Raw genomic sequence first — 13126 nt, forward strand, 5'->3', positions numbered from 1 at the left:
AGCTCCCGACGAAACAGTATGGCCGAGGCGCAGAGGTATGAGATCGAACTTCACGGGACACAAGCGATGTTGCCCAGTCAGCACGGCCCATGACCAGCTCCGTCGCAGAAGCCGTCTGCCTTCGAGCACGCTCGCCCCGAGGAACTGCTGTGCCCTGCCTGAATGGCGTAGGCCCGGCCGCTGCCCCCGCTCCCTCCAGGATCCGTGCCGCGGATCCAGCAAGATGACCATCATCCGCGCGGTCCTCGGACTGCACGGCAGCTACGACGGCGAGATCCTCGTCGGCGGCCGCCAGGCCAGGACCTCGACCGACCGGGCGTGGCGGCGACGCGCCTGTGCCTGGATCCCGCAGAAACCCGCGACCGGACCATTCCCGCTGCTGGCCCACGAGTTGCTGGACACCAGCGAATTAACCCGCGGGCGCGGCCGAGGCGGCCCGCCGACTGGGGGTGGCGGACCTGGCCCCACGGCCGCTGCACATGTTGTCCGGCGGAGAGCTGCAGCGGATGTACCTGGCCCGCGCGGTCGGCGGTGTGGCGGCCGGCGCGGGCGTGCTCCTGGCCGACGAACCCACCGCCGCGCTCGACTTCGCCGGGCAGGACGAGGCAGTGGGCGTGCTGTTGTCGCTGCCGGTCACCGTGGTCGTCGTCACGCACGACCGCGCCTTGGCCGAGCGGTGCGACCGAGTCCTCGAAATGGCGGTCGGGCGACTCAGGGAATTCCGGTGACCGCTCGCCACGGCCGACCTCGGACCGCTCCTGAAGCTCGTCCCCGTCCACCGAGCCGGCCTCGCACTGCTGCTCGCTGCTTTCGAGCTGCCGGTGATCGGCGTCGTGATCGTCGGCCTGGACATCATGCCGGTGCGGTTCGCGATGATGCACGTGGCCCTGCTCGGCATCGCCGTCGGCCTGCTCACCGGACTCGATCCGATGCTGTGATCGGCACCCACAGGTGTGGCGTTCGTATCCCTATTGACGCTACGCCAGTGACGTAGCGCGGGCTCGGCCACCCAGCCGGGTCCAGACGCCCGCGTGTCGCAGTGCCGCACTTCCAGAGGCGCGCAGAATGCCCTCGAACCTGCGACCTGAGGAGATCCCGTTGCCTCCAGCCCAAAAGACGCCGACCAGCACCCGGGCGCGCAACCAGAGGAGCGCCGTCGAAGCGGTACTTGACGCCTCCACGGTCCTGATGCCTACTCCCGGGTACGTGAACGGCACTGACTACGCGGATTGGCACGTCGAGGCGACCCCAAAACTCTTGCGCGCGCTGGCAGACCTGGCCCATCACCACAAAGAAGTCGAACTCGCGGAATGTCTCCGCCGGTTCAGCGGGCCCATGTGCCTGGAGCCGCTCTATGACGACCTGTCCGAGAAGAGGCAGCCCACTGGGTTCTGCGCGGCAATCGTGGAACGTGAAGGGGAGTCATGTTGGGAGCACAGCCCTAGGAACGCCTACGCTCTGGGGCGCTGCATCTACCCCGACAGGGCCCGGCTGTGCCGGGAGCCTCGCGTACCTGACAGGGATCGGTGCGCCCGTCACCTCGAGTTGTGCCTCGTGGTCAAGCGGGACGGCACGGTGTGCGGTAGGCGGCGCTGCTCGGTTCCGAAGCACAAGCAGATTGCCACAGCAGCGGCCGCGTCGGTGCCGACGTCGATGTGATCCCACGCCGTCGTGGGAGCCGTCGAGTCAGCGTGCTGGGCGCCCTCAGTCGACGTCCTGTCAAGGCGTTGGTCTGCGTGAACACGTCCGGGTAGTTCCCGTCGGCGACGCGTCGGGCTGACTGTTTAGAGCGCAGACGAACTGTAACCATCGACTACTGCTTGTGATCACCTCTCCGCTCTGGTGAGGTTCTTGTGCTCTCGTGAAGGCTTGTCATGGCGACTCTCCCCACCGCTCAGTCAGCCCGGGTGCCGCGCCCCTCGGTCGGCGCCCGGGTGGACCTCAGCGGTCTCGAACCTACGGTGTTCTCCCGGCTTCTGGAGAAGGCGCACGAGGCCCGCTACCTCACCCCTGGGCTGGCTGCCGAGGCAGCAGTCCGTGCCGGGAACGGTCGGTTGGGTGTAAAGGAGCTCCGTCTGCTCCTTCTGCGGTTCCGGGGATCTCGCCTTGGCGAGCAGGCGACGGCGGCGGCCTGGGCGGTGGTGAGGGCGAGGCCCGAGCTTGCCACGTCGGTGCTGCACTCCCATGCCCAAGACAGTGGGGTCCCGACCGCTCTTGTGGTTCGGGACCTGAATATCGGTGGTCCTGGGCTGTTCGTCGTGCAGGCTGGCTGGCGCGATCAGGTCCGGCAAATCCACGGCGCCGCCGTCACCCGCGGGACGAAGAAGGCGGCCCTGCAAGGAGCTGTGGTCAGCCTTCTTGGTCACATGGCCGGCTGTGAGCCGGTGGAGCAGGTCGGCTTCACTGAGAAGGGGTGGCTGCCGGCGGCTCGGTATTCGGCTGGCTCGGCGGTGGCAGCTGCTGATCCGACCTTTGCGTCCAGGCTGCTGCGCGTGCTCGGACAGCCGGTCGTGGCCCCGGCTGTGGTGGCCGAGGTGGCTACCCGGATCGCTGCGGGTGCGCTGATTCCGCGCGATCTGCATGCTGTGCTCTTCGATGCCACGTCGTCTGCCTGGGAGCCGGCCCGCAAGGCGGTGCTGTGCGCTGTTGCAGAGACGCCTGGGGCGGCAGTTGCTGTGCTGACGCTGTACCACTCCGTTCGCAATCAACCCGTCCTGAGGTTTAAGGAGGAGGAGAAGCCCGGAGGCGCGCTGCTGTTCCGGTCTCATATCACCTACGTCGCCGACGGCGAGACGGCGACCGTGACCGGTCCGTGGCGCAGCAACAAGCGTGACGCCCGGGGCGTGGTCGCGCTGCGCGTTCTGGCTGATCTAGCCGGTCTGCCCGTCGAGGTTCCTTTGCCGAGGGAGCGGCCGACCTCTGCTCCGGCGGTGAAGACAGGCTCTTCTGGCCCGCAGGACCGGCTTGTGGTGATGCAGGAGGGGGGTGTCATCAGCGAGTTGGCGTTCAGGGAGCAGCCGAGCATCACGGGGCTGGATCCTCTGTTCGTGTGCGTGGCTGCCTGCGTCAGCAATGGGCAGGTGCTCTCGGGTACAGGACGCAGCGTGGGGAGGTCAGGTGCCCGGCGTGAAGCGGCGAAACACCTGCTCAGCGAATGGAAGCGGACGAATGCGCCCGCGCTCACCGTTTGGCCGGGCAACGTACCGGCGTTCAACGAGATGACCGCTCTTCAAATGCTGAACCAGCTCAAGCAGAAGGGCCGGATCAGTAAGCTGATTATCGGCAACCCCCGGCTCGAACCGGGGGTTGGATACCTCGCGAGCGTCAAGTGCCGGGTCGCCGGACAGGACCTGCGGGCGGAGGCTACCGGGGCAGAGAAGCGCCCGGCGCAGCGTAATGCGGCGAAGGCCATGCTGGAGTTGCTGGCCGCGCCGCCGGCTATCCCGTCGCAATCCGCTGAGCCGGAGCCGGATATCCACGATGACCGTGTGAGACACGGGCCCGCCGGACCGGTCGCTGGAGCAGGCGACGTCGCCGCCGCAGAGGCTTCGCTGGCGGCTCTGTTGCGGCAAGGTGCGGAACTCACCATCGACATCCAAGGCGGTAGCGCCCGCTTCCTGCTTTACACCGCTGACGGTCTACCAATGCAGGAGGCGCCGCGTCGCCCGATCCGCTCGTGCACAGCCGCGCTGATCCTGCCAGGCCAGGGAGCCGCGATCCAGCTCCAGCTCGTCGAATGCTGGCACGTCCCGCTGCGTGTGCTGGCCAACGTGCTCGCCTTGGATGGGGAACGCGGCAAGGAGGCGCATTCCGTCAGCGTGTGGCGACAGGCGATCCGTCTCGGGCTGGCCGTCGTGGCCGATGGCCGCGTCTTCCCGGCGCTGGCCGACGACGGGACGGACGTGTGGCGAGCCGGTCCGCTGACCGCCGAAGAGGAGGAATGGATCGGGCGACTCGCCGATGCCCTGGTGCCGCCGGCGAACTGTGGCATGGTCACAGACTCGAAACCGCGCCAGCTGTGGGTCCCGCGAGTGGCGATCCTCGCCGGACTCGACACGGTCGCCGAGGCGATGCTCCGGGGCCCGGGGACGTCGACCGCGCTCGGCCACCGGCCGTTCACAGGGTCGGTGCCCCGGCAGCAGCGTACGCCTGCCCTCGTCCAGTGGGGCGACGCCCTGCGCGAAGGCTCGGGCGCCGAAGCGTTGGAGCTAGTTCTGTCGGTCCGCGCTCCCCAGAAGGACAGCCCGGACGACACCGAGCTTCTCTGGGCAGACGTCCGGCTACGCATGCCCGATGCTCCGACGGTTCATGAACGGAACTGGCGCCCTGCTGCGGACATCGCGTCTGACCCTCAGCTCGTCGCCCTTCTGCGCCGTCGGCTGCGTCGCATCGCCGCCGATTGGGCCCCCGCCGAACGGCTCTTGGAACGCCCTGTGCCCGACACCTTCACCCTGCGGGCGGCCGAGGCCATCCTGCTGAGAGGACGGATCGTCGAGCAGTTGAAACGAGCAGGGTTGCGCGTTGAGTGGCATCACGGTTGGACGGACCGGCTACGTACCCGTGCGGTACTGGAGCGCCGCCCGGCAGGCCCGGCCTCCGCCGCCCGCCCCCGGTTCTCCTTGGACGACGTACTCGACGGACGTTGGCAGCTGTCGGTGGCCGACAGCGACCTGTCTGACGGCGAGATGGACGACCTCGCGAAGGCCCCTGTGCCGCTGGCCAAGGTCCGTAACCAATGGGTGCTCGTCGATGAGGAGACAGCCCGGCGAGCAGGCGACCGAGTGATGCCTCCCTTCGCCGCCGACCGGGCGCTGAGGGCCTCCCTGACCGGGAAGATCAACGTCGACGGCACCACGTTCGACTGCGAGCCGGTCGGCGACCTCGCCGAACTCGTGCAGTTCCTGCGCGCCGGCTCACGCAGCGCACCGGTGAATCCCCCCGATGGGCTGTCCGCCGCTATGCGCGACTACCAGAAGCTCGGCCTCGCGTGGCTGGCGAACACGACCGACGCCGGCTTCGGAGCCCTCCTCGCTGACGACATGGGACTCGGCAAGTCCCTGACCGCCCTCGCGCTCCACCTGCACCGCCGGAACGGTGCATGCCGGCCCGCGGGGCCCTCCATGATCGTCTGTCCCGCTTCCATGGTGATCAACTGGGAACGCGAGGTACAGCGGTTCGCCCCCACAGTGCCCACCGTCCGCTACCACGGCCCGGATCGCACCCTGGACGGAACGACTGCCCGCACCATGGTGATCACCACCTACGAGACCGTCCGCCGCGACATCGACGTACTGGCCACGCACCCCTTCGACCTCGTCATTGCCGATGAAGCGCAGCTGATCAAGAACCACCGAACCGCCACGGCCATGGCCATGCGCCGCCTCCAGTGCCAGATCCGCATCGCCCTGACGGGGACCCCAGTCGAGAACAGCCTCACCGACGCCTGGTCCCTGATGGACTGGCTCAACCCCGGCCTGTTCGGAGCCCTGCGGACCTTCCGCGACCAGTTCGGCAAGCCGATCGAAGGCAACATCACCGACACCGAACTGACCGACCGGCTCTCCAACCTCCTCAAAGCCTTCATGCTCCGACGGCGCAAGAGCGACCCCGGAGTCCTGCCAGAGCTCCCGCCCAAGGTCCACAGTCCCCGGATCGTGACGCTGACATCGGAGCAGGCCGCCCTCTACCAGCACGTCGCCGACGAGACCCTCCGTGAGATCCGTTCCGCAGAAGGCATCGCACGCAAGGGCCTCCTGCTCAAGCTCTTCGACCAGCTGCAGAAGATCTGCAACGCACCCGAGCACTTCCTGGCCGAACCGCTCGACGAGTCCTACGACCCCGAACAGGCTGCCGCCCGCTCCGGCAAGCTCGCGGCCCTCGACGACCTCCTGCCCGTCCTTCGCGACCCGGACGAGTCCTGCCTGATCTTCACTCGGTACCGGACGATGGCCCACCGACTCGTTCATCACCTCCAATGCCACGGCGTCAACCCGCTCTACTTCAGCGGCGACATCTCCGCCGGCCGCGACCGACAGCGCATCATCGACACCTTCCAGAACCACCCGGGACAGACCATGGTCATCACCGTCAAGGCCGGTGGAACCGGCCTCACGCTCACCCAGGCCAGCCACGTCATCCTTTTCGACCGCCCCTGGAACCCGGCCAAGGAGAGCCAGGCCATCGACCGCGCACACCGCCTCGGCCAGACCCGTACCGTCACCGTCCACCAACTGACCACCGAGAACACTCTTGAAGACCGGGTCGATGAACTTCTCCGCCACAAGCGCGCCCTGGCCGACTCCATCCTCGCCAGCGACAGCTCCGCCCTCAGCGAGCTCACCGACGATGAAATCTGCGAGCTGATCGCCCTGGGAGCCCGACGATGAACAACACCAGCCTGTGGGCCGACCGCTTCGACGCCACCGCGCGCGCTGCCATCGTCGATCAGGAAGTCTTCCTCGACGGTCGAGCGGACCTGGACGACCTAGGCATCGAGCGCTTCCGGATTTCACCCGGACGTATCTCCGGCCTCGTCACTGCACGCAGCAGCGGTGCGGAACTCCATGCCGCCATCAGCCTGCCGGTCCTGGCCCCGGACCAGGTGGCTGCCCTCCGAACAGCAACGCCTCAGTGCGAACACCACGAGGCCGATGACGTACTGCCCGAGTGCCTGGCTGATCCCGCCCACCCCGGCGGCGTGACGGTACTGCCCCATCCCGCCGAGCTCAGCTTCATCTGTACCTGCCCAGCGACCTCCCCCTGCAGACACGTAGCCGCCCTGGCCCACGCACTAACCGACCGACTCCGCACCCACTCCGAAGATCTTGCCGCCCTGCGCGGCCTGCGTCAGCCCCCACACCCAGCACAGGATCTCCCCGTCGCGGGCACGAGCACCGACGCTAGGCCGAAGACCCGGCTCTCGGCGCACCATGCCTGGGCCTGGTACCGGGAGTCCCCTGACCTACCGCCGATCCCTGAGTACTCGCCCTCCCTTTCCGGCGAACCGCCCGGCCTCCCAGCCTGGCCTCTACCACCCCCTCCCGCACCTATTGCCGAGGACCTGCACGCCCTCGTTCACGATGCCGCGGCCCAGGCCAGGGACTTCCTTCGCATCGGAGTGCCGCTCGAATGCGCCTGGGATGAGGACGCCGTACGTCTAGCCTCGCGTATCCCGCACGCGTGCATCCCGGACATCGCCGACCGTCTTGGCCTCGACATCGCGGACCTCCGCAACCGAATCACCGCAGCCCGCACCTCAGCACAGCGGCAGAAACCTGATCCGGACTTTGGCGAAAACTGACATATCGTCAACCGCTAAGTCCACCGAATGCTGCAAGAGCTGGTGTACGCCCCGACACCTGTCATACGTTGGCAGGCGCCTGGGCATATGTCATGTCCGAGGGGCAACGGCAGTGTTGGCGGCGTGAGTGGCCTAGTGCACGCCCGGCCGCAGCTCATTGCTGGCGTAGGGCGACCGATACAGAAACCACTCAATGGCGAAACCCACGTATGAGTACGGCAATAGAACCTCTCGGCCGCCTCCGAAGCCTCTCGTGGAAACAATCCCGCACCTTGTCGGCGTTGATGATCTCCGAGCCGAGGAGGGGAAGGTGTCGGGCCTGAAGCTGTTCCGTACGGACACGACGTATAGCGGCATGACGGAGGTCATGCCGCGTCTTGCTGAGATCGAAGCCGATGTGCAGGGTCTCGTCGAGACGCACATGGAGACGCTGCTGGGGGTGCGATTCCTGGCGAGCGAGTACAGCACCGGACCGGTGCACGGGGGCCGGATCGACTCGCTCGGGCTGGACGAGAACGGCTCGCCGGTCATCGTTGAGTACAAGCGCGGCACGGATGCCGGCGTGATCAATCAGGGCCTGTTCTACCTGGCCTGGCTGATGGACCACCGGGCCGAGTTCGAGCAGCTGGTCCGCGACCGGCTCGGGGTGACGGCCGCAGACCAGGTCCTGTGGAGCGGCCCGCGCCTCATCTGCATCGCCGGCGACTTCACCCGCTACGACGTGCACGCCGTGCGTGAGCACCGGCGCTCGATTGACCTGGTCCGCTACCGACTCTTCGGCAGCGACCTGCTCGGCCTTGAGACTGTGGCCTCCGTGAGCGGCGGCATGCAGGTGGCCCGCCGGGCGCGGCGCCAGTCGGTCGGGGATGCGCAGCCCGGCTTCTTCGTCGAGTTCGCGTCGCACGGTGGCGTCCTGGGGTTCTCGTCCGCCGCCGAGGAGCGACCACATGCCCGGCTCCCAGATCTGGTCGGGGAAGTAGTCGCGCAGGTGGAGCAGGTACTCACCGCGGTCGTTGTAGATCAGGGCGGAGGCGTTGGCAGTCTCCGGTTCGACGGCGGGCGTGAGCTTGAGGAGCTTCTCGCGTAGGGAGGGCTGGGTCACCTGGTCCAGGGGCCGCCACTCGACGCCGCCGACCTCTTCTTCCTGCAGCACCACGGACACCTGGTCGGCTGAACGCAGGCGGAAGAGGAAGCGGACGTCGAAGTGCTGGTGGCCGGGCTCGGCTTTGTCCGGGTGGGCGTCGATTTCGTGGATGTCGACGTCGAACGGCACGGCCTCGTATCCGGGCCAGGGTGTCACTGCCTGGGGCGGGATCCCGGTCTCCTCGTGCAACTCCCGCAGGGCCGTTGCTACCAGGGACTCATCTGAGGGCTCGGCGTGTCCACCAGGGGCGAGAACCTTCCCGCTCGCCAGGTGGAGCACGTGAAGGACGCGCCCGAGCTGGTCGACGACGATCGCGCCGCAGGTGACGTGTCCGGAGAAGGTGGAGCGACTGACGATGTCAGCGGGTCGGCCGAGGGCTTTCAGGAAGGCGCCGAGTCGTGATCGTTCGTCAGGGTGGCGAGCGAGGTAGGTCTCGACGGTGGTGCGGATGTGGTCGTGCGACAGCGGCATGGGTGCACCTCAGAGCGGCAGTATGTGGACGGAGTCGAGGCGGGTGTGTGTCAGCTCAGGTGCATCCCTCGGCCGGGACTTCCTCGATCGCGGTGGGGTGCGCGGTGGGCAGGCCCCAGCGCTCCTGGGCTGTCTCCGCGGCAAGCGCGGCCTGCCGCGCTCCCGGCGGACCCCATCCGAGCAGCGCTGCTGCCTGGGCGGGGGTGGCGAGCAGGCGGGCGAAAGGATCTCCGGTGGCGGGGTCGACGGCCGCCGGACCGATGCCGGTGACACGGGCGACCAGACGGAGCCTCGCGTTGGGCCCTACACCGCCGTACACCTCGCCCGTCTCATCGAGCACCCAGCCCAGTCGCACCGGGTCGGTCAGGGGGAGTTGGGCTTCCTCGGCTGCTTCTCGGTGGAGGGTGTCCTCGGGCGTGGTGTCGGTCTGCTCTACGGTGCCGCCGGGCGAAGCGAGCAGGTTCGTCAGAAACTGGAGCGTGAGGGCGTGGAACCCGTGTGGGAGTGGCGGCAACATCGGGAAGAGTATGGCGGGTTAGCCACATCGCCAGTGGCTCAATGCTCAACTTGAATCAACGATTTGATGAAGCGTGGGCCATCTGCTGAACGCGGCTCCTCCGCAAGCGCGTCCTGCTCGCCTAATGGCAAAGAATCGGCCGTGATCGAGCTCGCCAAGCGGGAACAGACGTCTCCGCTTCAGCCTATGAATTCCGATTCCCCCACGTCGCTGTACCGAGCTGTGTGGGGACGTTGTTGGCGCTTTGACGGCGCCGCGACCCCGAGTGTTCGCCCTCAGAGCGGCGACAGGCCGGGACGTCCCCCGGAGGGTGCAGGCGGACCGTCCGGGGGGCTTCGTGTGGGCGGAGGCGATGGGGGTGTACATCAGGATCTCTCCTGCACCTCGTGGACTGGCGGATCCGCTTGGTCGCGGTGCGATCCCCTGCGCGGAGCCCTTGTCGTCTGCGGTCGGTTACGCACGACAGCCTGCCGTTACGGCAGCAGAGAGGCGGCGAGCATTCGGTGCAGCCATTGCTGATAGCTCTCGGCGTCCCACTGCCGCCGCGGCGAGCCGGGCGTAGGTGTGGGGTGCAGTGAGGACCCAGCAGGCGTCGGCCTCCCGGGTCGGGTCCGTTCCGGTGCGCAGCATGCCCTGTTGGCGAAGGTGGTCGACGAACGCGGTGACGCCGGTCAGCCTCTCCTGCTCGGTCACGGCGAGGATCTCCGCCACTTCGCTCCCGCCTCAGGCGAACCTGCGGTCCATGTCCTTCCGTCATCCCGGTCCCGTGCGTGGCGCTGGTGCAGGACGAACAGTGCCCGGCTGGCGCACGCCTCGGGGTGAACCGGCCGTAGGCGCCGTTGGGAGCCGTTCTGGACGTTCACGTGGAACGGTCAATGCCCGGCGGCGTGGTCCTCGGAGGGCTGAAGACTTGTGTTGTGCTCGTGGATCAGCCGCAGCGCCTCGTCACGGTCCCGCCGGTCCAGGGCGTCGACCAGGCCGCGGTGGAGCTGGTGCCTATGCGCGATGTACTCGGCCAAGGGTTGCTCGCTCGTGGGCAGCACCGTCAGCGTGTGGCTCTCGATCAGGTCGAGCAGGTGGGTGTACAGCGAGCTGAGAAGCGCGTTCGGGCTGATGGCGGCGATCGCGGCGTGCAGGCGCCAGTTGGCGTGGACGAAGGCCACGGGATCCTCGGCGTCCACGGCGTGCTCCATGGCGGTGATGTGACGGCGCAGTCCCGCGATGTCGGCGGGTGAGGCGTGCCAGAGGGCGTCCTCGATCAGCAGGGGGTCGAGGGCGTCGCGGATGCGTACCGCGTCGGCGACGTCGTTGGCCTGGGCGTCGAGCGCGAGGACGGAGTTGCCGAGGCGCACCATCGGGGACTGCTCGGCGCTGAACAGTCCGCCACCAGGGCCGGGCTTCACGGTGACCAGGCCGCGAGCCTGCAGGAGCCGCAGTGCCTCGTTGAACGTGCCGACGGACACCCCGCACAGGGTTCGCAAGTGCTCCTTGGTGCCCAGACGGGAGCCGGGCGGCACACTCTCGACCAGCTCAGCGACCTTCTCCGCCGCGCGCTCAGCCCGCCCCGAGGGCGTGTGCCTGGGCATTGCTTCCAGTACGCCGTGCCGCGGGGCTCGGTCGGGTGTCGCACTCACGTCGTCTCCTCGGCACATCATATTCATCATGCTCATTTTGCTCTGACCTCTTGACGGTGAGGTCACCCGCACGCAACATCGGGGTAATCATCATGCTGAATTGCTGATGGAGGGGCAAGACCTCGTTGTCGCCGGCGAGCCGTCCTTGTGATTCCTTCGGCAGTCGAGCGGTCACTCCCGCCGAAGCGGCTACGGGTGGTCCGCTCCCCTTCCCCAGTCCGGGAGACACATCATGCGCATCGCCAACCTCTCCGGCCGTCTGGCCGTCATCGTCGACGGCCGCGCCGTGGACGTCGAACAGGCCAGTGGTGGCCGCTTCTCCGCCGACCCGCAGGCCGTCTACGAGCAGTGGGAGGAGTTCTCGTCCTGGGCAGCCGACGCCGACCTGCCCGCAGGGGAGTCCTTCGACACCGTCGAACTGGACAGTCCGGCACCCTCGCCGCGACAGACACTGGCGATCGGCCTTAACTACCGGGACCACGCCTCCGAGTCCGGGTTCGCCGCGCCCGAAGGGCTCCCGCCAGTCTTCACCAAGTTTGTCACCAGCATCACCGGACCGGTCACCGAGGTGAAGCTGCCGGCGGGTGGCAACACCGATTGGGAGGTCGAGCTGGTCGCCGTCATCGGCCGCCGCGCCGAGGGCGTCCGCGAGGCTGATGCCTGGAGCCGCGTCGCGGGCCTGGCGGTCGGGCAGGACATCTCCGAGCGTGTGGCTCAACTGTCAGGCCCCGCACCGCAGTTCAGCGTGGGCAAGTCCTATCCGGGCTTCGCCCCGATCGGCCCGTGGCTGGTCACGCCGGACGAGTTCGACAACCCCGACGACCTGGAACTGCGCTGCGCGGTCAACGGGGAGGAGGTGCAGAAGGGCCGCACCCGCGATCTGATCTTCTCCGTGCCCGCTCTGATCGCCCAGCTCTCCGCGGTGCTGCCGCTGCTGCCCGGTGACGTGATCTTCACCGGCACTCCGGCCGGCGTCGGCCTCGGCCGGGATCCGCAGCGCTTCCTCGCCGCCGGTGACGAACTGGTCAGCAGCATCGAGGGCATCGGCGAGCTGCGTCAGACCTTCGTCGCCTGAGACGGCCGGACCGACGGACAAAGGAGTCGAGGAGTTCCCATGGCACTGCACCGTCTGACCTCCATCACCATGGGGGTACCCAACGTCGTCGAGACCGCCGCCTACTACACCGACTTCGGCCTCGCCTCGGACGGCGACGGCTGGTTCACCACCCGGGACGCCGGACGCCAGCTGCGCATCGTCCACGCCCCGGCCCGCCGCTTGGTGGAAGTGCGCGTCGGCGTCGACACACCCGACGACCTGGCGGCGGCCGCCTCCCGCCTGGAGCGGCTCGGCATCGAGAGCACCCTCGACGCCGGGACGCTGACCGCGTACGACAAGGCCACCTTCATACGCGCCGTCCTCGAGGTCGCCCCCCGCCTGGATCAGGACCCGGTCGCGGCCACCGTCTACAACGGCCCCGGCCGCACCGAGCGCACCGGCACCCGCGCGCCCGGCATCCTGCGCACGGACCGGGTGCGGCCACGCAAGCTGGGGCACGCCGTCGTGGGCACGACCGACTTCGACGCCACGACGGCCTTCTTCCGTGACGGCCTCGGGTTCAAGGCGTCCGACTACATCAAGGATCACGGGGCGTTCCTGCGCTGCTCGACCGACCACCACAACATCCTGGTGCTGGCCGCCCCGGTCGCCTTTCTCCACCATTCCTCCTGGCAGGTCGACGACATCGACGAGGTCGGCCGTGGCGCCGCCGCGATGCTGGAGGGCAACCCGGAGCGGCACATCTGGGGTCTGGGACGTCACCACGCGGGGTCCAATTTCTTCTGGTACCTCAAGGACCCGGCCGGCAACTTCAGCGAGTACTACTCCGACATGGACTGCATCGTCGACGACCAGCTGTGGACGCCGGAGGTCCTGGAGGGCGCCAAGGGTCTCTTCAGCTGGGGGCCGCCGCCCCCGCCCTCCTTCCTCGCTCCCGAGGACCTTGCCGCCCTGATGACCGGCGCCCACAGCGAGGCGAGGTAGAGCCGTGAGTAGAACTTCT

The 13126-nt window shown here is 68.1% G+C and carries 6 protein-coding genes and 4 pseudogenes; 7 read left to right on the plus strand and 3 right to left on the minus strand.

The features are described from left to right. Window positions 1-211: 211 nt before the first annotated feature. From ACWGIH_RS21485 to ACWGIH_RS21505, 5 genes and pseudogenes are all read left to right on the plus strand, one after another. Window positions 212-728 (plus strand): annotated as a pseudogene (locus ACWGIH_RS21485) (ATP-binding cassette domain-containing protein); the annotation flags it as partial. Between the two features lie 30 nt (window positions 729-758). Next, window positions 759-935: pseudogene (locus ACWGIH_RS21490) on the plus strand (metal ABC transporter permease); the annotation flags it as partial. Between the two features lie 939 nt (window positions 936-1874). Next, window positions 1875-6386 carry an SNF2-related protein gene (locus tag ACWGIH_RS21495; RefSeq protein ID WP_453446957.1) on the plus strand — a complete coding sequence of 1504 codons (4512 nt, stop codon included), beginning with the start codon at window positions 1875-1877 and terminating at the stop codon, window positions 6384-6386. Beyond that, window positions 6383-7300: a hypothetical protein gene (locus tag ACWGIH_RS21500; RefSeq protein ID WP_453446955.1), complete on the plus strand. Its 918-nt coding sequence runs from the start codon at window positions 6383-6385 to the stop codon at window positions 7298-7300. Before ACWGIH_RS21495 ends, ACWGIH_RS21500 begins: the two co-directional genes overlap by 4 nt. A 310-nt stretch (window positions 7301-7610) precedes the next feature. Further along, window positions 7611-8180: pseudogene (locus ACWGIH_RS21505) on the plus strand (DUF5655 domain-containing protein); the annotation flags it as partial. Here the strand turns inward: ACWGIH_RS21505 and ACWGIH_RS21510 are convergent. The 3 genes and pseudogenes from ACWGIH_RS21510 to ACWGIH_RS21520 form a co-directional block, all read right to left on the minus strand. Then, a pseudogene (locus ACWGIH_RS21510) lies at window positions 8181-8915 on the minus strand (NUDIX hydrolase); the annotation flags it as partial. A gap of 55 nt (window positions 8916-8970) precedes the next feature. Then, window positions 8971-9432 (minus strand): NUDIX domain-containing protein, encoded by a 462-nt coding sequence (locus ACWGIH_RS21515; protein WP_453446953.1) that lies wholly within the window; start codon window positions 9430-9432, stop codon window positions 8971-8973. A gap of 872 nt (window positions 9433-10304) precedes the next feature. Next, entirely contained in the window at window positions 10305-11066 is a 762-nt protein-coding gene (locus ACWGIH_RS21520; RefSeq protein ID WP_453446951.1) for a FadR/GntR family transcriptional regulator, read from the minus strand. Between the two features lie 232 nt (window positions 11067-11298). Here ACWGIH_RS21520 and ACWGIH_RS21525 point away from each other — a divergent pair, with 232 nt between their 5' ends. Both ACWGIH_RS21525 and ACWGIH_RS21530 read left to right on the plus strand, forming a co-directional pair. Then, complete coding sequence (locus ACWGIH_RS21525) at window positions 11299-12141, plus strand: fumarylacetoacetate hydrolase family protein (protein WP_453446949.1); 843 nt, start codon at window positions 11299-11301, stop codon at window positions 12139-12141. Window positions 12142-12180: 39 nt separating this feature from the next. Further along, on the plus strand, window positions 12181-13107 hold the full coding sequence (locus ACWGIH_RS21530) for a VOC family protein (protein ID WP_453446947.1): 927 nt from the start codon (window positions 12181-12183) through the stop codon (window positions 13105-13107). The last annotated feature ends 19 nt before the right edge of the window (window positions 13108-13126 follow it).

It is taken from the genome of Streptomyces sp. NPDC054872, assembly GCF_053610705.1.

Excerpts from the sequence above, each read along its gene's own strand:
- ACWGIH_RS21500 (WP_453446955.1), top strand. The coding sequence starts at position 6,383 with ATGAACAACACCAGCCTGTGGGCCGACCGCTTCGACGCCACCGCGCGC.
- ACWGIH_RS21495 (WP_453446957.1), top strand. The coding sequence starts at position 1,875 with ATGGCGACTCTCCCCACCGCTCAGTCAGCCCGGGTGCCGCGCCCCTCG.
- ACWGIH_RS21515 (WP_453446953.1), bottom strand. The coding sequence starts at position 9,432 with ATGTTGCCGCCACTCCCACACGGGTTCCACGCCCTCACGCTCCAGTTT.
- ACWGIH_RS21525 (WP_453446949.1), top strand. The coding sequence starts at position 11,299 with ATGCGCATCGCCAACCTCTCCGGCCGTCTGGCCGTCATCGTCGACGGC.
- ACWGIH_RS21530 (WP_453446947.1), top strand. The coding sequence starts at position 12,181 with ATGGCACTGCACCGTCTGACCTCCATCACCATGGGGGTACCCAACGTC.